Below are 21309 nucleotides of genomic sequence, written 5' to 3'. Positions count from 1 at the left end.
TCGAAACAATATATGCAATGTGGATTGAGGAGTCAACAGAGCGTGCGGACTGCCCTAATTCTCAGGAACACGAAAGGCCCTAAAGAGATGGACCGGAGGAAAGAGGATCAGAATTGGAATGATGCACCAGATAAGCCACGTAGGAATAGAAGGGGCATTCCCAATGGACAGGTCTGCCATCTGCTGGAAAACTAGAATGAACATCACGTTCACCATCCCCATTGTCGCGGCCAACATACCAACCATCAGGTCGGTGGCTCTTCGCTTTGCGAGTCGCATCGGCAAACCAATATTCCTTGTTCGGCAGGTTGATCAATGATTCAGGAAGTTTTTTCAGGAGGATCGACAAGAGCGGTGGCATGATATTAATCAGCAGGACGGCCAGGCCAAAGGAGAGATAGAATCCGCTTTTTGAGCCGAAACCATCGGGTTCCCCCTCCAGACTCATGTGCGTGACCATTTGGTCCGGGAGCTGGGGATACGCGAGAACACCCTGGATCAGGAGGACCGCCAGGGAGAAAAGCCAGAAGAGTTTTGGAGTCGTCATCGACGTCTCCCTTATTCGACAGCTCTATTTCACAATGCCGCGATTCGATCGCGTCAGGAATGTCAGCACATTCTCCACTTCGGGACAGCTCTCGACCTCACCTTTGATCCGTTCGATCGCCTGAGTCGTGTTAAGGCCGGAAAAGAAGAGGATTTTGAAGGTATGCTCGAGACGCTTAATGGTCTCCGGGGCAAAACCGCGTCGACGAAGTCCGACTGAATTGATTCCGACAACCTTGATCGGATAACCACCGACCAGCGCGTAGGGGCAGATGTCCTGCGGAACACGGAAGCCGCCGCCTACCATGCAGTGGGCACCGATCTTAACAAACTGATGAACCGGGAGCACGCCGCCCAAAATAGCATAATCATCGATCTCAACATGGCCGGCCAGGTTGACGGAATTAGCCATAATGACATTGTCGCCGACAATACAGTCATGCGCAATGTGCGCATAGGCCATGATAAAGCAATTTTTGCCGACAACCGTCTGCATGTGGTACTTGGTGCCACGATTGATGGTCGCGTATTCGCGGACGACGGTATTTTCGCCGATGATCGCCTTGGTGACCTCGCCACCGAATTTCAGATCCTGCGGATTTGTCCCGATCACCGCACCATGGGAGATCTTGACATTTTTGCCGATCACGGCACCGGAGGCCAGCAGGACGGATGAACCGATCACCGCGCCGGATTCGATCGTGACGTTTTCTTCGATCACGGCATACGGGCCAACGGTCACATTGTCGGCGAGTTGCGCTTTGGGGGAAACGATTGCAGAGCTGTGTACTTGGGTCATCGGTCAATCACCATTGCCATGAAGTCGGCCTCGGCCACCAGGGTTTCTCCAACAAAGGCATGCCCGCTCATTTTGCAGGTGTTGCGACGGAACGTCAGCATGTCAAGTTCGAAACGGAGCTGGTCGCCCGGAGTTACCGGCCGGCGGAATTTAGCGTTATCTATGGACATAAAATAAACTAGTTTCGTTTCGGGATGTTCGATCGCGTTGAGCAGGAGGATCCCCCCTGCCTGCGCCATCGCCTCGAGGATCAGCACACCGGGCATGATCGGGTGAGCCGGGAAATGTCCCTGGAAAAACGGCTCATTGATCGTCACATTCTTGAGCGCCACCACACGCTTGTCCGGTTCGAGATCGAGCACGCGGTCGATCAGGAGGAACGGATAGCGATGCGGCATGATCTTGAGGATCGACTGGATATCAAAAAAGACGCCATTGCTAGGGTAGCGTGAGGCGATCTGTTTCTTTTTGTACAACTCACGCATTTTTCGAGCGAGTGCGACATTCGCCTTATGTCCAGACCGTGCGGCCAGAACATGTCCTTTGAAAGGCACGCCGATCAGAAAGAGGTCGCCCAAAAGGTCGAGAGTTTTGTGACGGACCGGTTCGTTGTAGAAGCGGAGCGGGACATCGTTGATGATCCCGGTCTTGCCGACAAACGCTTTTTCCTGCAGATTCAGCGCCTTCTGGATGCGGTCGACCTCAACCTGCCCCAGATCGGAGTCATAGATCACCATGGCGTTGTCGAGTCCGCCACCTTTGATCAGGCCGTGGGCTTTGAGCTGTTCTACCTCGGAGAGGAAACAGAAAGTACGGGCCGGCGCGAACTCCTCAACAAACTCCTGCTCCAGATTCTGCAGAGTGGTGTACTGAGTCCCGAGTACGGGATTACGGTAATCAATCAAGAATGTAATGCGCAGGTCATCCGACGGAGCTACGACCAGATCAACACCACGGTCGGACTCGCTGTAAGACATCGGCGCGTCAATCTCGAGGTAATATTTGTCGGCATCCTGGTTCTCAATGCCGGCCTCGAGCAGTTTGTCAACATAGGGCTTGGCGGAACCATCGCCGATCGGCGGTTCATTGTTATCCAGTTCGACGATCATGTTATCGATCTGAAGCCCGGCGAATGCGGCCAGAACATGCTCGACCGTATGGACACGCGCTTCGCCATGCTGCAAGGTAGTGCCACGGGAGATATCAACAACGTGATCAATATCGGCGATAACCGAGGGATTTCCGGGGAGATCCATGCGAACAAAGACGATTCCGTGGTTCGGCGGGGCCGGACGGAAAGTCATGGTGCATTGATTACCGGTATGTAAGCCTATACCAGACAATGAAATTGGCGTCTTAACGGTGCGTTGCTTTTCAAACATAGTGTCGGTCGTATAACAAGTTGCGAGAGTATACGCTAGCGAACAGGGCGGTTCAAGTACTTTTTGTCGGCTTTGCGATGACCAGACAATCTGATTGACAGAATGGATATCTCCACCCATTTTGACTTGTCACACTCAGGCTACAAACTCTGGAGGGTTCAGATGCGCTCGCTTACTCCTTCCCGTTACATACTGGCTACACTGGTGGTGCTGTTCACGGCCGGTAGTGCGTTTGCGCAATCGCACTGGTGGTACCCCGAGTCCGGGTCGGCACTGACGTTTGAATTCATAAAACCCAATTTCACGCCTCAAGCGGCCCGGCTAGGTGGTAACAGTTTCTTTAATGGGATTGGATTCCTGGGAGGGCGTCACAATATCGCCGACAACTTGATGCTCTACTGGGAACTCCCCTTTGCCAACTATGACGCTAACGACAGCAGACCAATTTACTATGGCTACTGGGATTATTACTACATTGAGGATGAATTTGCTTTTGGGAATCCTCTGGTCGGCCTGGAACAGCCGATTGTCGGGAGATCGTTATTCGTACGCACCTCGGTTCGATTCCCGGTGGCAAGTGAAGAAAAAGATGCACCGCTCCTCATGGGATATTTCGGTGCCTTCGACAGGTTTGAAGCATTTATCCCCAAAGTCTACACGATCAGACTGGATCTGGGATGGCGTGAGGCAAACGACCAGTCGCCGCTGGAGGCTCAGGTGACGCTGGGAACGATCACTGCTGTCCCAAATGAAGGCGATGCTGAACTTTTCGCTTCATACTCCTCATTCCTTGGTTTCACAATGAATGAGGTGCAGGGCGGGCTGTTTTTTGGCGGCCAAATGATCTTGACGCAGGATGTCGAGGACTTCACCGACCGATTCATTAACTTCTGCGGCGCAACCCTGCGCGTCAAAACGCCGGTCGTGGAGCCGGGATTTGAGTTCCGGTATAATCTCGATGATGACCTGAACGAGATTTCAGATTACAGTTATGGGATCAATCTCGCCATCCCCTTCGGGAATGATGGTGATTATAGTGAAGATGACTGGAAGTAGGCGAAGTTAGAAGGTCAGGCGAGCAGTTCGCCATCGACAAATTCTTCAAATGCGGCGGTCACCTGAATTGGGATCAGCCGCTTCCCCCCATCCAGTGACATTGGCAATTTCACTTTGATGAAGTTGTCCGCAACACCAAAGTAGTGCTGGTCGTTGGGTCGTTTGTGTTCGGCGATGACTTCGAGGCGTTGACCGATCTGACGTTGGTGCGCCCGCGCCCGGTTTCGCTCAGATATCTCTGAGAGAATCGCGTTTCGTTCCTTGATCTTCTCGGGTGCTACCTTATCGGTCATTCCCGAAGCAATCGTCCCCGGCCGGTCAGAGTAGCTGAATACATGCAGGTAATCGATCAGATCCGACTCAGCCAGACGGCGCGTCTGCGCGAAATCAGCATCGGTCTCGCCGGGAAATCCAACAATGACATCTGCACCAACAATGGTGTTTGGCTGTGCCTCTTTGACGGCGGTGACGCGCTTGATATAGACATTCTGGTCGTACGGTCGCTGCATCAACTTGAGAATACGCGAAGAACCTGACTGTAACGGAATATGCATATGTCGGCAGATTCTGCCAGGAGATTCCCGATAGACCTCCACCAGATCTTCACGCACCGTCTGCGGTTCGATCGAAGAAAGCCGGATCCGTTTCACCTCGGTCCGGTCGAGGATCATCCGGCAAAGCGCGGCGAGGTTTTTCGCCTGCGGTTCCACCTGACGATTTTTGTAATGCCCAAGATGCACCCCGGTCAACACGATCTCATTGTAGCCTGAAGTAACCAGCGAGTTGACTTCCCCGATAATATCATTCACCGGACGATTTCGCAGCCGTCCGCGGACAGTCGGAATGATACAGAACGAACACCATTGGTTGCAGCCGTCGGAGACCTTGAGCCAGGCGCGGTTGTGACCGTAAAAATCGGTGATATTGGTCGAGCAACTTTTGTCTGGTTCGCGGTCGAACAGCATCGGGAGTTGCGACGGCAATATGGTCGCGATCTTCTCTTTCTCCTGATTCCTGATCAGCACATCGACACCGGCAATGCCGCCGATCAATTCCGGCGCGTTATCGACGTAACAGCCGGCGACCACCACTTTGCCATTGGGATTCTCTCGCGCCGCTTTCTTGACCATCTGGCGGCAGTCGGAGTCGGCGCGGTGGGTGACGGTACAGGTGTTGATGATCGTCAGATCGGCCTTCTCCCCCGGCTCGGCGCGACGGAACCCGAACGGATAGAGTTCGGCGGCCATCTTTTCGGTCTCATACTGATTGAGCCGACATCCGAGGGTCTGGAGGGCGATCGTCTTTTGCTGCTGGTCTGCCATAGCGGGAGGAATATAGCGAAAAATGGACGGAAGTGGGATTGCTTTTTGGAGTCCAAACAAGCCACAGAACCGGAACAGGTTTCGTGCTACAAAACTGTTAACTTTTGCACCCGTTCGCACGTCTAATAACAGAACTGGTACGAAGCTTTAAGAATGAGGCAAAATCATGCGCTCGATAATCATCTCGCTCTTGGTTCTCATACTCTGCGAAATCGCTTTCGCACAGCAGGTGCCGGATTCGGCATTTCGGCCCACTGCCCTCTCCCCCGCCTTCCCACCTGAACTTGGTCCGATCGTGATGATCGATCAGGCACACAATAACTTCCATACCGCCGATGGTCGCTATCTGCCGTTTGCGAATCTGCTTCGAATTGATGGTTATCGGGTACTTGCATCGGGATGCGCGTTCAATCGCGATTCGCTTAGACGCGGGGCAATCCTCGTCATTGCGAATGCGCTGAATGAACGGAATCGGGAGGACTGGTCATTACCGACACCTTCGGCATTCACCCCTGAAGAGATCACCGCGGTAAAGGGATGGGTGGAGGAGGGTGGTTCACTGCTCCTGATCGCCGACCATATGCCCTTTCCGGGATGTGCAGAGGATCTGGCGCGAGAGTTCGGCTTTACCCTCTCCAATGGGTTCGCCGCCAAGGCGGATTCACCGGGCGGGAATGACTATTTCCGTCGTGCGGACGGAACACTGGCCGATCACCCTATCACTAATGGCAAATCCAAACAGGAGCGGATTGACTCGGTTGTTTCGTTCACCGGGGAAGCGTTCACCGGGGATTCGTCGGTGACCGGGCTGATGATCTTCGGGCAAGGGATGGCATCATACATGCCGCAAGTCGCCTGGCAGTTCAATGACAGCACGCCCAAAGTTGATATCACCGGGTGGTATCAGGCGGCGGTGAGAGAATTCGGCAAGGGACGGGTCGCGATGGTGGGAGAGGCGGCGATGTTTACCGCGCAACTGGCCGGCCCGGAGCGCCGTCAGGTCGGCATGAACCAGGCAGAGGCGGCACAAAACAGTCAATTCCTGCTGAATATGATTCACTGGTTGAGCCGAATATTGTAGATTGTCTGAGTCTTTATTCAACTCAGCAGGGAGATATCGGCATGGCCAAATCGGCATCATTGTGGAAAAAGGGGCGCGGAAAACTTGGTCCGCTCGACCCGCTCATCGGCACCTGGAGCGCTACCAGTGACAGCCCCATGGGAAAAGTGCAGTGCAGTCGCACCTTCACGCCCGTACTGAACGGCACCTACGTACAACTCGAAGCCGAGTGGAAATTCGGCAAAGGAGCGTACAAAGAGCTGGCAGTCTATGGCCCCGGACCGGATGGCACTCTCTCCTTCTGGTCGTTTACCTCCGATGGAAAGCGCTCCGAGGGAAAGCTGGCGGATGGTACGGATATCCATCCCGAAGCAGTCTGTTTTGAAGCGCAAATGCCTGCCGGTTTGGCGCGGATGGTCTACTGGCCGAATGACGAGGGCGGGATCAACTGGGCGGTTGAATCGAAAAATAAAAAGGGCTGGAAGCGGTTTACGGAGCATCATTACAAGAAGTTGTGACAATCAGTCAGAGAAGCTCAAAGATAAAGGCTCGATCTTAACAGACCGAGCCTTCTGCTTTTTTCGAAACTGAATCGAGAATATTACGGACATCCGGGGAATGTGACAGAACCCGGAACCGTCAGGTAGGCAATGAGCGTACTCAGATCGGACAAGTCGATTGTGCCGGTACCGGTGATATTGGCTTCATCCCAGCAGGAAAGTACAGTGCTGGCATTGTGCATGTAAGCGATCAAACGTGAAAGATCACTCAGATCGACCGAACCGACTCCATCGACATTCCCTCTCGATCCAGAACAGCAACCCGGCCCACCGTGGACAATGAAGAAGTGATTGCATGAATCCCTGACGAGGTAGTCGGTCACCGTAACACGATATTCGTACAAACCGGGATCGGTCGCTTGGAAGGAGATCAGCCCAGTACTGCTTAACGTGCAATAGGCGCCTGACGGAGAGCCATAAATTTGAGTCATCGACCAGACATTGTCATCACACGCACCGTTGCTGGTCCCCATTTGGACATCTCTTGGTACTCCAGTGAGAAGTATATCAGTGTTGCAGCCGCTCGTGATGTCAACGAGAGGCGAAGGGTTAACGATGACGATGAGCGTAGCCGAAGGACCCCGACCGCCATCGTCCATCGCATACACCCGAAGCTGATGTGTGCCGGTGTCTGCATTGGACACAGTGGGCCAGCTCCAGACCCCAGTATTCGGGTCTATGGTACCAGGTCCATTCTCAATTCCGAACCCGTAAGGAAGGCCCTCTAGACTTTGTCCGTCAAAATCAAATTCAAGTGGAGAACATGGCGTGCCTACGACAGACGTTCCGGGGGGACAATTCGAGATGGCCGGCGGCTGTGGTGATACTCCCCTGACGTTCCAGCAATACCCAGAGCCGATCCGATCTGGTCCAGTTCCATTCTGGTAAACCTGATATGGCAAGCCGACAAATGACGGTGTGAACTCTGCCTGTGGCGTTACGGTTGTGTTTACCCAGCGCCAGGGTCGGTTCGGAGGCAGCGAACAAGTGTCGATACACACACGATCTACCGTGGGACCGTAGTTAATGTATCCAAGTTCCACCACCAGCGCAGTGTCGCTCCAACCGATTGACATGCCCATGGAAGAATTGGTGGAATCTGCTCGCCCAAAAAAGCCAATGGTGTCAATATCAGCCGAATTCGATCCACTGAACGATATTGCTTCCAGATCGAACAGATCATCAAAACTAGAGGTAGGGGAATGGAAGTATGGTCTGACCAGGGGCGTGCCTCTTCGTCCACTCACCGAAGGGAGTGAGGTGATCTTAAAGCCCGTGGAAAGAGTGTGGATCGGAACTCCGGTGGAATTTGTGAACTTGATCAGCACCTGAGGGTTTACTGGTGCCAAGAGAAACGAATCAGCGACAATTGGCCACGCATCAACGATCTCTACCACACCGTCTTGCGAGAAACCGTCTGAAACAGCACCGATTGTCAGCAATAATCCGGCGATCAGGGATAAACCAGGCTTCATGATCATCCTCCCGTAACAAGGATGCGTTTGTCCTTCAGATGCAAATTGCTCATGGACAGTTCGCAAGTGTGACCGAACCAGGTACCGTCAGAAACAAGATCAGCGTACTTAGGTCGGACAGGTCAATTGTTCCGGTACCGGTGATATTAGCTTCATCCCAGCATGGCAAGACAGTACTGGCACTGTACATATAGGCAACGAGTCGAGAGAGGTCACTCAGATCGACTCCCCCGGCTCCATCAACATTTCCTCGCCCAGCCACACAACAGCCAGCACCGCCATGGACTATGAATGCATGGACACAGGAATCGGTCGCCATTCCGTTGCTCACGAACACTCGATATTCGTATGCCCCAGGGACCGTGGTGGCGAAGTTGATCATGCCAGAGTTGTCAATGGTGCATGTCGCGCCGGTCACGGGCCCCTTGAACTGAGCCATGGACCAGATGTTATCATCACAAGTTACGGCTGTTGCCATTTGGGCGGTAATAGGTGAATTGGTCAGAAGTACGTCGGTATCGCAACCTGATACTACGTCAGGTGAAGGTGGAGGAGTCACTTGAACTACTAGCGCAGTCGCAGCCCCCCCAGTACCACTACCATTCATTTCCCACGCGCGGATTACGACTGTGTGCGAACCTGTGTCACCCACCGTGGCATCGGGCCATTGCCACATGCCGGTTGAAGTATCAACCAACCCGGGTCCTGACATCAGATGATATGCAAGGGTATAGTCAGCCCGAAAACAGCCGGCAAAATCAAAGGTAAAATGTTGGCAACAGTCACCAAGAACTGTAATTCCGGGCGGGCAGTTAGTGATCGGCGGCGGCGTCGCAACCAGTGTTGAGCATAGAAACAGGAAGCAGAATAGGATCGCTACAGCTTTCATGATACAACCTCCCAATTGGAAATGATCGACTATGCTCCAATATAGATTGCCAATTCCATCCTTGCTATATCTTTTTCTCACAAAAAAACCCGGCCTTTTGAGCCGGGTTTTCTATCGACAAGCCGGTTCGCTTATGCTTCGGTTTCTTCGGAATCGGCCGCAGCTTCAGCAGTCGCGACCGCCGGAGCTTCGCCCGCATCAGCCTTCAACTCTTCCGGCATGGCATCAGCCATGGCGCTGGAGTTTTGGGTCGGATGGGCCGCCAGGTATTCCTCGAATTCCGCACGGTCGCGCTTTTTGAAATACGCAACGGCGGAGAGGATCACCTTGTGCTGGTTCCGGTCGAATTCGATCACCTGCAACGGTACCTGTTCACCCTCTTTGAAGACGCCGGTCGGGTCAGTCAGGTCTTTGGCAGCCAACTGGGCGGCCGGGACAAACCCTTCGACATCGTCGCCGAGATCAACCACGACGCCACGGTCGAGCACTTTGGTGATCGTGCCGAGGCATTCGGAACCGATCGCAAACCGTTTCGCCAGTTCGGGCCACGGATCATCAAGCAGTTGCTTGAAGCCGAGCGAAATGCGGCGGTTCTCGTGATCGATCTTCAGCACCTTGACGTCGACCTTGTCACCCTTCTTCATTACTTCGGAGGGGTGCTGGATACGCTTGGTCCAGGACATATCGGAGATATGCACCAGGCCATCGATCCCTTCTTCAAGTTCGACAAAGGCGCCGAAAGCGGTCAGGTTGCGGACTTTGCCGGAAACGACCTTACCGATCGGGTACTTGTACTCGATCGTGAGCCATGGATCCGGTTCCATCTGCTTGATACCGAGGGAGATCTTTTCGTTCTCTTTGTCCACGGAGAGCACGATCGCGTCAACCTTGTCTCCAACATTCATGATCTTGGAGGGGTGCTTGATATGCTGGGTCCAGGACATCTCGGAAATATGAATGAGACCTTCGATCCCCTTTTCGAGTTCGACGAACGCACCGTAATCGGTAATGGAAACGACCTTGCCGGTCACTTTCTTACCAAGCGGATACTTCTCTTCGATATTCTCCCACGGGTACGGGGTCATCTGTTTCAGGCCAAGAGAAATACGGGAAGTTTTCTCATCGAAATCCAGGATCTTGACATCGATCTTGTCGCCCAGGGAGACCATCTCGCTGGGGTGACGGATGCGACCCCACGACATATCGGTGATATGCAGCAGGCCATCCACACCGCCGAGATCGATAAAGACGCCGAAATCGGTGATATTCTTAACATACCCCTGACGGACCTGACCGACCTGCACTTCGTTGAGCAGGGTCGAGCGCATTTTCTCGCGCTCTTCTTCGAGCACCACGCGACGGGAGACGACGATATTGCGGCGGCTCTTGTTCAGCTTGATGATCTTGACATCGATGGTCTGGTTGATCAGGGCATCAAAATCCGGCACCTGGCGCAGAGAGATCTGCGAGCCGGGCAGGAAGGCGTCGACTCCCATGATATCGACCACCACGCCACCTTTGATGCGGCGGGCGATACGACCGGGGATAGTCTCGCCGGAGTCATGTACCTCGCGGATACGATCCCAGACGCGCATGAAGTCGGCTTTCTGTTTGGAAAGCAGCAACTGCCCGTTCTGGTCTTCGATCTGTTCGAGATAGACATCGATCGGGTCACCGACCTTGATATTCAACGGGATGTTGAATTCATGGATCGGAATGATCCCTTCAGACTTGAAGCCGACGTCGACGATGACGTCGTTCATAGTCACGCCCAGAATTCGGCCGCGGACGATTTCGCCCTCTTTGATGTCTTTGATGGTCGAGTCATACATTTCGACCATGGCATCGTAATCGGCTTTGTCGTAGACGATCCCGGACACATCGGTGACCTTGATCGCAGCGACTTCCTGGGGTTCGGCTGGCATCACCGGGCCGGTGCGAACAGCAGCTTTTTCCGCCACGCGTTGGCGGCGGGCTGTAGTAACGCGTTCGGCAAGATCCGTTTCCTGTGTGATCGCGGTTGTGATCACAGCAACTTCGGAATCTCGCTTGGTGATTTTGGTTTTGGTTTTGGTGGTTTTGCGTGCGGCCGTGATCTTGCGCTTGCTTGTCTTGGCCTCTGCGGGTTTGGTTGTGCGTTTGGCAACTGCCATGAAACTAAAAGAACCTCCTTACATTCACTCCGCCAGTTTTGATTTTTTCCGGATGGAAAACCAGCGAAACGTCCTCCTTCTACACTATGATTACCAAAGCGTTAGGAAGTAGCCTTCATATATAACAGGTTATCGGGAGAATTCAAGCGGATTTTGTACCGCGGGCGGTCTATTATTGGCGAGAATTGGCGGCCAGGGTGGCTGCCTTCAGCTCCCCAATGCGGGCCATGACGGCTGCCGCAATCTGCTGGTAGCCATCTTCTTCCCCCTCTTTGGACTTTATCCACTCAGCGGAGAACGGCTCGCCAAACCGAATAGAGAGTCTATTTCTCCCCCAAAAACAGTCCTTAAGCTTATTGGAGCCATGAAGATAGCCAGGGACTATCGGGCAACCGGCCTTGATCGCCAGCATACCGACACCGGGCTTTGGGTCAAGAAAACCCTCAATCTTGGAGCGGGTACCTTCAGGGAAGATTGTCAAACCATACCCTTTGGCGATGACCTCGAGCGACATTTCCAGGGCCTGGCGATCAATCGCACCCCGTTTGACGGGAAGTGCGTTGGTCTGGCGGATGACCCAGCCGAACAGCTTATTCTTGAAAAGCTCCTGTTTGGCGAAGAAATAGACCTGACGGGTTGCCCATGAACCAACCAGCGGTGGGTCGTAATATGAGATATGATTGGTGGCGAGAATAAAGCCGCCGGATTTCGGGAAGTGCTCACGACCGGAGACACGCATCCGAAAGACCAGCTTGCTGATGATCCGGGTGACCAACCAACCGAGATAATAAAGGATCTTCATTTCGCTTTGGCGGCCGCTTTGAGCAGCGCGACTATCCGATCCACCTGTTCCTCGATCGTCAGGATAGTGGTGTCGATCATATGGGCGTCTTCGGCCCGACGGAGCGGCGAGTGCTGTCGTCCGGAATCGAAATTGTCGCGACGGCGGAGATCGGACTCTTGTTCCTCGAGACTGGTCTCAATCCCCATCTTCACCAGATCAAGCAATCTTCGTTGGGCGCGGCATTCCAGAGAGGCATCAAGATAGATCTTGAGATGTGCATCGGGAAAAACGACTGTGGTGGTGTCGCGACCCTCGGCGACAATATTCCCATTTCTCCCCAGTTCCTGCTGCTTGGCGACCATCGCCTCGCGGACGCCGCGGTGTGCGGAGACCTCGGAGACATGGCGCGTGATCTCGGGAGTCCTGATCCGCTCGGTCAGGTCCTCATCATTGACGAAAATCCGGTTGACGTCGGTATGGGTTTCGAATCGAATATGCATTTCATCGGCAAGGCGTTTGAGCAGGAGGCCATCGGAAGGAAGAATGCGGCGACGAAGCGCCAGGACAGTCAGGGCACGGTACATCGCGCCAGTATCGAGATAGTTATACTTCAAGCGTGCGGCCAGGAGGCGCGCGGTGGTCGACTTTCCGGAGCCAGCCGGGCCATCGAGGGCGATCACGCAATTTTTCGGAAGAGATTTTGTTGTCATGGGGCAAATCTACGACCCCTCAGACATCAGGTCAAGTAGACTCAGACGCTAATCTGTCAAAAGTAGGAGTCAACTAACCGGTATGATCCGGGTTCACGCTCCAAATCAGGTCTGTCAGATCTCCGCGGGCGGCGTATCAAACCACTTCAGGTGAAGCTGTATGTAGCTGCTGTCGGACCGAATAGCCTCCAGCGCTGTGTTGATCTGCTGGAGCAGCGAATCATTTCCTTTGCGGACGGCTATCCCGTACTGCTCGCGACTCAGAATATCCCCCACTGTCTTGGCCGAGCCGTGTGACCGGATATATGCCTGGGTGGTCGGGTAGTCGTTGAGAACCGCATCGAGATTCCCGTTTGCCATATCGATAAACGCCGCGCCGATGTTATCGTACGAAAATACCTGCAATCCTTCAGTCCTTTGGGCCATCAATTCACCGGTAGTTCCAAGCTGAACGCCGACACGCTTGCCCGTAAGGTCATTGATCCCGGCAATTGATGAGTTGTTCAGCAGAACGGCGACTACCTGGCCGGCCGTGTAGTACGGTTTGGAGAAATCTACCACCGCCGCACGCTCCGGCGTAATGGTGATAGAAGAGATCGCAACATCATACTTCTCTCCCTGCAGGCCAGGAATCATCCCATCAAAGGGGGTGATAATGAAATCTGTCGTCCATCCGTTACGCCGCGCAACCTCGGTGATCAGATCGATATCAAACCCTTCCGGTTTGCCGGTTTCGGTATTGACGGTCTCAAACGGCGGGTAAGTGGCATCGGTACCAACGCGAAGGACCCGTCCCGACTGTGGGATGGAGCCATCTCCGCCGCAACCGGCCAGCGTGGCGACAAGAATAAAACTGAGTGTGGTCAGACGTGCGATCATTATTTGGATTCTCCTGATAACGGGAATGAATGTCGATTGCGACCCTGACGCAACCACTTTATGGCGGAGAAAAAACGAGAGCCAGCTCGCGCTTGCCTTCGCTAGCCGGCTCCGTACTGGAGGAAGAAAAAGAAAGATCAGTAACGATCTATATTCAATGAGCTGAGCCGGTCATCCAGGTCGACCTGGATCCGATAGGTCAGCGTGTCAAAACCCTCAGAGATATATGAACCATTGCGACGGGTCAGATTAAATCGCGACAGATAGGAATCATCTTCAAGTCCGGTGACTTTCAGACCCGCCATCTCCGGTACGCGCAGACGAAGTTCAGAATTTTCTCCGGTGACTGTCACCGCCACATTGGGCTCAGCAACGCCGATCTTCAGATAGATGGCGCCGTCATCGACCTGGACGCGCACGCTCTTGACCGGCGTAGTTTCCAGGTTGAGATGAACATCGGACTCCTCACCGTTGCACTCGAGATCAAGCGGGAGCGAGTTGGAGAATGAAAGATACCAGTCGTTGGCTTCATCGGTCTCCACCCGGACAATCCCTCCCAGCCAGCGCTTGGTTTTGCCGATTAATTTGAGGATACCCTCTTCGCCTTCGGCAGTATAACTGATCTCCGGTTTGACGGTAAACTCGCGGAACTGGCCATCGAAAAGCTGGTCGCTGGCATCGCGAATGGTCAGGTTCCCCTGCCCGAGTTCGATTTGCGCCTTAAGCGAAGAGACCTTTCCTTCGTTCGGGATACTATAGCTGGTCTCCGAGAAGAAGCTATCGTCAGTGCCGCCTCTACTGCCGGAAAGAACAACCCAGAGGGCGCCGGCGAAAATACAGACTGTCGTCGCGTAGGCGACATACTGGGCCTTGGTTTTGGTGAAGATTTTTTCCAACCCGATAGCGATCAGGAGGAACGGCAGGTAGAGGACCAGGTCGGCCCAGAAATTATTGTTAATGGCGTCCAGGTTCTGCAGTAACAGGATCACACCGAGCAGAACCAGGAGCATACCCCATCGAAACCGTGCTGGCGTCATGCCGAAATTCCTCCGTTCTGTTCTGTCTGTGGTGCATGTTTAGGGGCGGATGCACGCTTGGTGTGTCCCTTATAGAGGACCAGCAGCAATCCGATCGCGATCAAGGTCACCGGCCAGAACTTCTCCCAGACATCTTCAATATCGAACCAATAGACATTTTCGTGGATGAAGAAGATCACGCCAAGAGCGATCAACAGGATGCCCGGCAGCAATCGACTCCAGGGGGAATAGTCTCGCTGTACCGGCACACCGGCGGGATCCGAAATCGGCTCATCGAGCGGCGCTCCCAACGGACGCTTCCTGACCGAGATCCAGAGGATCAGATAGGCTAACAGCCCAAAGCCGGAAGCAAAGGTGAGAAGCACAAAGAGAATGCGGATGAATGCTGGGTCGACATTGAAGTACTCCCCGAGTCCGCCGCAGACGCCGCCAATGTAGCGCTCTGTTGTCGAACGGTATAGTCGTCTCACCATCTCGTACTCCTTCCGTTATCGTTAGGTATACTTACGAGGTGGCGCGACAAAAGGTTCGCTATTTTTGGGGCGGGTACGGACGGTTGGCGGACAGGCGGTTCAGGAAGTCCCTGGCAATAGAGGCAGTGATCGAGTCGGTAGACTTCGACTCGGCCTCCAGAATTCCCTTTGATTCCGTATACTCAGTCGGAGTGTCCGTTAACATGGCTATCTGGTAACATGCCTCAAGGTATCGTGCCCTGGAGTCAGCTACCTCTTTTGCGGTCGGGGCGGACGCAGCAGCAGCCTGCTTTCTGGCATCGGTCTTCAGTTTCGTGACACCATACTTGCTCATCATCGATTCTTTTGGTTTCTCAACTATCGTTACCATCGAATCGCGCACTGACCGCCAGTGGGCCAGGTCACCGCTTGATCCAGCGGCGAACCCATCGGAGGTCGCGACTACCTCGCGCTCATTGGTCCGCAACTCATCCATACCGATATCGATTTTTTCGCTGACGGCAGACTTGGCGGGTTCCATCTCTTTGCTCTCAGTCTGGGGCGAAGGAGGAGCTGTCTTCTGTATCACCGCGCTTCGCTGGACTGGAACAGCCCGAGACTTGGAGTCATCGAGATCGCTTTCATCACGACCGCTCTGCGCTTCTTCTTTGTCTTTGGTTTTTGTGCGCACCTGATCTGTAATGGCCGGCTTGCTCTCGACGCTCTTGAGCTCCACTTTCGGAGCGATTTTACCGGTCGGAGGGGACACTGAATCTTCGGAAATTCCCAATTGCTCTCTTAGGGAGGTGGCTGCCGTTGTATCCTTGGGCAGAGCCAAGCGGTTCGGGTCGACGTTTTGTAATGTATCAGTATCCTTGAGAATGTCGTCCTTGTTGATCCCGATGAATACCAGAATGGAAACTGAAGCCGCCACAGCAGAGAGTTTCCAAACCAATCCCTTATCCCAACGTGACGTGGTGATCGGCGTAACGACCGTTTTCTGCGCGAACCCGAGTCTCTCTTCAATCTTCTGAGCGTTCTGCTCCCAATAGTCGGACTCACCCAATTCAAGTTTATCGGCCACGAGTTGGTCAAGTCGCTCGAGATCGGCCAACAGCTTCTGACATTCCGGGCATGAGGCGACATGCTGCTCGAGCATCTCTTGCTCCTGGGCAGGTAATTCCCGGTCATGGTAGGCCGAGACTTTGTCGCGGAAATATGAGTGATCCATAACTAATCCGTCGTCTGACGCCTCATTCTGCTACTCGAGCAGATCCTTCAGTTCCTTCATCAGGTATTGACGTGCGCGATAGAGCCGTGAGTCAACTGTCCCCGGTGGGATCTTAAGGTAATTCGCTATCTGCACGTAATCCATATCTTCAAAGTGTCGCAGTACAAAGACTGATCGATAGGTCGTGGGCATCGCCATAAGCGCCCTATAAAATCGCGACTTGGACTCGTCATCGAGCAACCGCTCCAGCGGCCCCAATTCAACGGATGCCGGGTCATACCCCTTTTCGGTCAGCTTATCGAGAGATTCCTTCTTCTCCTCGCGGGCAACCTGCGTATAGGCAAGATTCCGGGCGATGGTGGAGAGCCAGGGATAAAACGAGTAATCGGGGCGGAAAGTCCGGATGGCGGACCAGGCTCGCACAAACGCCTCCTGGACAATATCTTCCGTCTGATCGACCGACCCGACCAGGCCGTAGACATAGCGGTATAACTTCTTCTGGTGCAACCTGATAAGTTGCCCGAACGCCTTCTGATCTCCATTCTGAGCAGCTTCGACCAGTTTCCGCTCAGGGGACTTAGCGTCCGACTTCTCTACCAGCTCCGGCGCGGTTTCTTCCCGCTCACCCATTGGATTTGGCGGAATACTGCCGTCGTGGGGATTGCCAGACTGGGTTTCGTCAGCCACTACCTGGCCCCTTCCGGACGGATCAACTGCATCGCCAGCGTCTCCAGAATGATCTCAGGTTTGACGTGGGGCGGGAGCCGTCGAAGTTGAGCATCGGTATCCGCGATCTGGAGGACAATTCGCTCCAACTGGTCAGCAGAAAATCCTCGCGCCTGAGTGCGATATTGATTTGCCAGCCACTGACGTTTCGCGTCGGGGAGCGGCTTTCCGTTTTTCACCAGATAAAGTGACACGAAGTGCTGGCCTATGAAGTAGAGAATCGAGGTGGCTGAGTTCCCCTCGGCCATCATGGTGCGCAATGAGGTCAGGACCTGGGTTCCGTTGCCGGCGGTGATATGGTTACCGATATCCCACATCTGGAAGACCTGATAGCCGGAGGTCATGGTCCGAACATCTGCCTCTGTGATCGTCTCCCCTGCTTGCTTGTAATTCGCCAGCTTGTTGATCTCGGCGCTGAGCGCGCCATGATCTCCGGCGATCATCTCTGTCAGAAGTTTCAGCGCTTTGGCATCGATCTTGAGACTCGCCTTGGCCAGCTTGCCGACGATCTGATTCGCGGTTTCATCCTGAGTCAGCTTGTTGAATTCAACCGAGGCGACCAGCGGCGACAGGACTTTGAAGATGGACGCATCTTTTTTGGGCTTTTTCGCGGCAGGAGTTATGAAAACGACCACGCGATTCGGATCGGGCGGAGTCAGGAGTTTGGCGATGCGGGCCAGATCTTCCTTCTTGTATTGCTGAATATCGGTGACCACAAAGACCTGGCGTTCACCCAGCATCGGGTAGACGGAGAGGTTGCCGATCAGGTCCGCGGCAGAAGTTCGCTTGCCGTCGATCCGTCGATAATTAGTGGCTAGTTGTCGATTGGGTAGGAACTGACCGGCGAGATATTTCTGGGCCTCCATCATGCGATGGTCCTCGGTCCCATAAAAATAATATGCCGGCGAAAATTTGCCCGCCTGAATATCTGCCAGAAGTCTCGTGGGGGTCATGACGCCGGTAAGGTATCACCGGCGCGGAGAAGGGTCAATCTAAAAGCGATTCGAGCGCAGGGTTCTCGTTGGCCGGAACCCAGTCGAGCGAAAAGTGATACTTGGAGCGGTACTCGTGGGCACGTTCCAACAGCGGCTTGAGCATTTCGGAACATTGCTCCCGACCATTCAACTGATTGATCAGCGTCAGATTGTTACCGAAAATCTGGTAGGTATGGTTGCTGAAATATTTCTGATTTGAATCAATGAATTCAAGCAACGCGAGAAGTGACGCCAGATCGCAATGGTTTCCATCGACGCCATCAAATGGGGCCTTAAAACGAATCCCGACTTTGGGGATATTAAAAACCACGATAGCACCTTTGCCGAGCTGGTTTTCTTCGGGTAACGGGCAAGCGCCAAAGTAACATTCCATGCCTGTAGAGAGGGCAATTGGTGTGCCTTACCGAAAATGGCACGTTTGGAAGAAGAGGCACGTTATCGGACAAGGAATTAGCTTGTGAGGTTGGTCGCCCATAGTGAATCAGGCTGCAATAACTTGCCTGACCGAGCGAAAAGAAAGAGCGCCCCGCGACGGGGCGCCCTTTCAAGAGACTTACGATTCAGATCGTGTTTGCTTAGGCAATCACGTCGTCGGTCGTGTTGGCCAAAACACCGGCTTCGGTGATGGTCCAAACGTCGTTCGTCGCGTCGTCATCGATGTTGGCGGTAGCGGTCGCCGTGAAGGTGCCAGCACCGGCCACGATGCCGTAGCCATAGACGGCGCTCGACTGAATGTCGACACCGATCTGCGGGAAGGTGAACACCGCACCGGCCACAGAAGTGAGACCGTTGTCGCCGTAGCTGTTGTTAGCCTGGCGATAGGTGTGCTGCATAGTGTAGATCTGCTTCAGGATCTGCTTCGCTTCAGACTGTTTCGCCTTCGTGGTAGACTTCATAAAGCGCGGAATAGCCAAAGCGGCCAAGATACCAATGATGACCACAACGATCATCAACTCGATGAGGGTGAAACCCTTGCGATTGTGAAACCGTGAGAACATAGTACCTCCAGATAAGAGTCAGTTGGTGGTTTCCAAGTTCATTCCTTACAGCCCTGTATATCGCAAAGCGTGTGCCTTTTCGGCTGGCGGATTTTGAACAACCCGATTCATTTCCAACTCGTTGCCTCGCATTACAATACTCGCCTACGGGAAGTACTTTCCGGTGGTTTTTGTGGGTTCCGGCCCATCCACCTCAAACCGCGCCGCATTTCGCCATTGCATTTTGCAAATTGCAATGGCGGATTGCGACAGATCAGCATCGATTTCAGGAAATGAAAAAGGGCGCCAGAGGCGCCCTTCGTCATGCTGGAACCGAACAGTCTCAGGTATTGACATCGTCGACGGTGTTGGTCAATAATCCATCCTGGTCGATCGTCCAGGTATCGACCGTACCGTCGTCATCAAGATTCGCAGTCGCGGTGCAAGTGAACGTAGTCGCGTTGGCGGCCACCGTATAGGTGTATTTCGCAGAGGTCATGACATCGACCCAGATCGGGTGAAGGACCGTTGTCGCAGCGGCAGACGCGGCACCTGCGGGCTGGAAATAGGTAGCCGGCGCAGACTGCTGGCGATAGGCGTGTTGATTAACATAGATCTGCTTCAGGATCAACTTCGCCTCGGACTGCTTGGACTTCACTCCGGCCTTGGTGAAGCGGGGGATCGCCAGGGCGGCCAGGATGCCGATGATGACCACAACTATCATCAACTCAATAAGCGTGAAGCCGTTATCTTGTCTCTTTACGCGACTCATATTTTCACCTCGTAAACAGGGACGTTTCGTATTCATGACCAAACTAACTCGCAAGCCGCGTACCTTTCGGCTGTGCAAAACTTGACTAATTTTTCTCTTCCGTTTCACTGCCGCCGAATTTGACATCTTTCAAGCGGTAACGCTCGAGCTTGCGATAGAGCGTCGAGGTATCGATCCCCAGGATCTTGGCGGCTTCAGCCTTTTTCCCCTGAGTTTGCGTCATCACAAACTGGATATATGCCTTTTCAATCGATTCCAGAGTCGGAGTGGCGGGAGTTTCTTCACGAACCAGCGCGACCGGTTCACCCTTGACCAGCTTCTGCGGGAAATCTTCCGGCAATAGCTGTTCGGTCCGGTTGAGCAGGATAGCTCGTTCGATCGTATTTTCCAGCTCGCGGACATTGCCGGGCCACGGATAAGTAGTCAACAGTTTCATTGCCTCGGCAGAGATCCGTTTGACCGGACCATTGGCCCGTGAGGCAAACTTGGCGAGGAAGTGATCGACCAGAAGCGGGATATCATCCCGTCTCTCTCTGAGCGCCGGAATATAGACCGGGATCACGTTCAGGCGGTAGAAGAGGTCGGCGCGGAAACGACCCGCCTTGACATCTTCTTCGAGATCAGCATTGGTGGCAGCGATCAGTCGAACATCAACATCGATCGGTTTTGTATCACCAACGGGGATGATCTTCTTGTCTTCGAGCACGCGCAGCAACTTGACCTGAATGGAGAGCGACGTATTGCCAACCTCGTCGAGAAAGAAGGTGCCACCGCTGGCGACCTTGAAAAGCCCTTCTTTATCTTTGAACGCTCCGGTGAAAGAGCCTTTGCGATGTCCGAACAGCTCCGATTCCAGGAGTGTTTCGGGCAGGGCGGCGCAATTGATGGTGACGAACGGTCCGCCGCAACGATTGGAATGGTGATGGATCGCGCGCGCGATGACATCCTTACCGGTGCCGGACTCCCCGCGGATCAGGACGGTCGAATCGGTGGTGGCGACGCGAATAGCCAGCTTTTTCATCTGGACCACCGGCTCGGTCACGCCAATGAACCGTTCAAAGGAATTATCCCCCTGCAGTTGCCGTTTGAGGGTGGCGTTTTCATCCTGCAGTTTACGGCGGCTGATCGTTTTTTCGATGATCAGCTTGATCTCATCTATCTTGAAGGGTTTGGTGATGTAATCGGCCGCTCCCTGTTTCATCGCTTCGATCGCCGAATCGACCGAGGCATAGGCGGTCATGACGATGAATTCTTGCTCGCGCTTGAAGGTCTTGACCTGACGGAGGACATCGATACCGGTCATCTCCGGCATATTCAGGTCGGCAATGACCAGATCATAATTGCGGTCCTTCAACCGGACGACCCCCTCGGTCCCCCGGGTGGTAGTTTCAACCGCGTACCCTTCCTTGGTCAACATGATCTCCATGAAATTGCACATGGAGTCTTCGTCGTCGATCACCAGAATGGTTGCCGGCATGCCTTCTCCTGCGGATGGGCCAAAAAC

Annotated in this window: 21 protein-coding genes and 1 pseudogene; 3 read left to right on the top strand and 19 right to left on the bottom strand. The window is 53.8% G+C overall.

Annotation, left to right across the window (positions count from 1 at the left end):
- Window positions 1–79 precede the first annotated feature (79 nt).
- Genes IPH75_01005 through IPH75_00995 form a run of 3 tightly spaced genes read right to left on the bottom strand, consistent with a single transcriptional unit; the run spans window position 80 to window position 2727 of the window.
- Window positions 80–547 (bottom strand): DUF1648 domain-containing protein, encoded by a 468-nt coding sequence (locus IPH75_01005; GenBank protein MBK7140639.1) that lies wholly within the window; start codon window positions 545–547, stop codon window positions 80–82.
- 24 nt (window positions 548–571) lie between these two features.
- Complete coding sequence (gene lpxA / locus IPH75_01000; protein ID MBK7140638.1) at window positions 572–1345, bottom strand: acyl-ACP--UDP-N-acetylglucosamine O-acyltransferase; 774 nt, start codon at window positions 1343–1345, stop codon at window positions 572–574.
- Window positions 1342–2727: a bifunctional UDP-3-O-[3-hydroxymyristoyl] N-acetylglucosamine deacetylase/3-hydroxyacyl-ACP dehydratase gene (locus IPH75_00995; GenBank protein MBK7140637.1), complete on the bottom strand. Its 1386-nt coding sequence runs from the start codon at window positions 2725–2727 to the stop codon at window positions 1342–1344. Before IPH75_00995 ends, lpxA begins: the two co-directional genes overlap by 4 nt.
- A 162-nt stretch (window positions 2728–2889) precedes the next feature.
- On the opposite strand from IPH75_00995, the gene IPH75_00990 reads away from it, so the two are divergent.
- Window positions 2890–3783 carry a hypothetical protein gene (locus IPH75_00990; GenBank protein MBK7140636.1) on the top strand — a complete coding sequence of 298 codons (894 nt, stop codon included), beginning with the start codon at window positions 2890–2892 and terminating at the stop codon, window positions 3781–3783.
- A gap of 14 nt (window positions 3784–3797) precedes the next feature.
- Here IPH75_00990 and mtaB read toward each other — a convergent pair whose 3' ends face one another.
- A complete protein-coding gene (mtaB, locus tag IPH75_00985) occupies window positions 3798–5105 on the bottom strand; it encodes a tRNA (N(6)-L-threonylcarbamoyladenosine(37)-C(2))-methylthiotransferase MtaB (protein ID MBK7140635.1) in 1308 nt (435 codons plus the stop codon).
- Window positions 5106–5271: 166 nt separating this feature from the next.
- Here mtaB and IPH75_00980 point away from each other — a divergent pair, with 166 nt between their 5' ends.
- Window positions 5272–6186, top strand: coding sequence for a DUF4350 domain-containing protein (locus IPH75_00980; GenBank protein MBK7140634.1), 915 nt, complete (start codon window positions 5272–5274; stop codon window positions 6184–6186).
- A gap of 41 nt (window positions 6187–6227) precedes the next feature.
- Window positions 6228–6683, top strand: a complete 456-nt coding sequence (locus IPH75_00975; protein ID MBK7140633.1) for a hypothetical protein — start codon at window positions 6228–6230, stop codon at window positions 6681–6683.
- Between the two features lie 83 nt (window positions 6684–6766).
- On the opposite strand, the gene IPH75_00970 is transcribed toward IPH75_00975, so the two are convergent.
- From IPH75_00970 to IPH75_00900, 15 genes and pseudogenes are all read right to left on the bottom strand, one after another.
- Window positions 6767–8200 (bottom strand): hypothetical protein, encoded by a 1434-nt coding sequence (locus IPH75_00970; GenBank protein MBK7140632.1) that lies wholly within the window; start codon window positions 8198–8200, stop codon window positions 6767–6769.
- Between the two features lie 49 nt (window positions 8201–8249).
- Entirely contained in the window at window positions 8250–8639 is a 390-nt protein-coding gene (locus IPH75_00965; protein ID MBK7140631.1) for a hypothetical protein, read from the bottom strand.
- Between the two features lie 581 nt (window positions 8640–9220).
- Complete coding sequence (gene rpsA, locus IPH75_00960; GenBank protein MBK7140630.1) at window positions 9221–11242, bottom strand: 30S ribosomal protein S1; 2022 nt, start codon at window positions 11240–11242, stop codon at window positions 9221–9223.
- Between the two features lie 172 nt (window positions 11243–11414).
- Window positions 11415–12044: a 1-acyl-sn-glycerol-3-phosphate acyltransferase gene (locus IPH75_00955; GenBank protein ID MBK7140629.1), complete on the bottom strand. Its 630-nt coding sequence runs from the start codon at window positions 12042–12044 to the stop codon at window positions 11415–11417.
- Window positions 12041–12736, bottom strand: coding sequence for a (d)CMP kinase (locus tag IPH75_00950; GenBank protein ID MBK7140628.1), 696 nt, complete (start codon window positions 12734–12736; stop codon window positions 12041–12043). The genes IPH75_00955 and IPH75_00950 overlap by 4 nt, the downstream gene beginning before the upstream one ends.
- 114 nt (window positions 12737–12850) lie before the next feature.
- Window positions 12851–13615, bottom strand: coding sequence for a basic amino acid ABC transporter substrate-binding protein (locus tag IPH75_00945; protein MBK7140627.1), 765 nt, complete (start codon window positions 13613–13615; stop codon window positions 12851–12853).
- Between the two features lie 137 nt (window positions 13616–13752).
- Complete coding sequence (locus IPH75_00940) at window positions 13753–14652, bottom strand: hypothetical protein (protein ID MBK7140626.1); 900 nt, start codon at window positions 14650–14652, stop codon at window positions 13753–13755.
- Window positions 14649–15125, bottom strand: a complete 477-nt coding sequence (locus IPH75_00935) for a PspC domain-containing protein (GenBank protein ID MBK7140625.1) — start codon at window positions 15123–15125, stop codon at window positions 14649–14651. Before IPH75_00935 ends, IPH75_00940 begins: the two co-directional genes overlap by 4 nt.
- A 58-nt stretch (window positions 15126–15183) precedes the next feature.
- The gene (locus IPH75_00930; GenBank protein MBK7140624.1) at window positions 15184–16335 is read right to left on the bottom strand and encodes a zf-HC2 domain-containing protein; all 1152 of its coding nucleotides are present in this window, start codon (window positions 16333–16335) and stop codon (window positions 15184–15186) included.
- A gap of 30 nt (window positions 16336–16365) precedes the next feature.
- The gene (locus IPH75_00925) at window positions 16366–17022 is read right to left on the bottom strand and encodes a sigma-70 family RNA polymerase sigma factor (GenBank protein MBK7140623.1); all 657 of its coding nucleotides are present in this window, start codon (window positions 17020–17022) and stop codon (window positions 16366–16368) included.
- A complete protein-coding gene (gene holA / locus IPH75_00920; GenBank protein ID MBK7140622.1) occupies window positions 17022–18014 on the bottom strand; it encodes a DNA polymerase III subunit delta in 993 nt (330 codons plus the stop codon). Before holA ends, IPH75_00925 begins: the two co-directional genes overlap by 1 nt.
- 34 nt (window positions 18015–18048) lie before the next feature.
- Window positions 18049–18429 (bottom strand): hypothetical protein, encoded by a 381-nt coding sequence (locus IPH75_00915; GenBank protein ID MBK7140621.1) that lies wholly within the window; start codon window positions 18427–18429, stop codon window positions 18049–18051.
- Between the two features lie 202 nt (window positions 18430–18631).
- Window positions 18632–19054 carry a type II secretion system protein gene (locus IPH75_00910; protein ID MBK7140620.1) on the bottom strand — a complete coding sequence of 141 codons (423 nt, stop codon included), beginning with the start codon at window positions 19052–19054 and terminating at the stop codon, window positions 18632–18634.
- Window positions 19055–19703: 649 nt separating this feature from the next.
- Window positions 19704–19805 (bottom strand): annotated as a pseudogene (locus IPH75_00905) (prepilin-type N-terminal cleavage/methylation domain-containing protein).
- Window positions 19806–19890: 85 nt separating this feature from the next.
- The gene (locus IPH75_00900; GenBank protein ID MBK7140619.1) at window positions 19891–21282 is read right to left on the bottom strand and encodes a sigma-54-dependent Fis family transcriptional regulator; all 1392 of its coding nucleotides are present in this window, start codon (window positions 21280–21282) and stop codon (window positions 19891–19893) included.
- Window positions 21283–21309 lie beyond the last annotated feature (27 nt).

The sequence above is a fragment of the bacterium genome, assembly GCA_016708025.1.
In the GTDB taxonomy this organism is placed as follows: domain Bacteria; phylum Zixibacteria; class MSB-5A5; order GN15; family FEB-12; genus FEB-12.
Note: the sequence above shows the minus strand (reverse complement) of the source record. Positions and strands in the feature narration are given on the sequence as shown.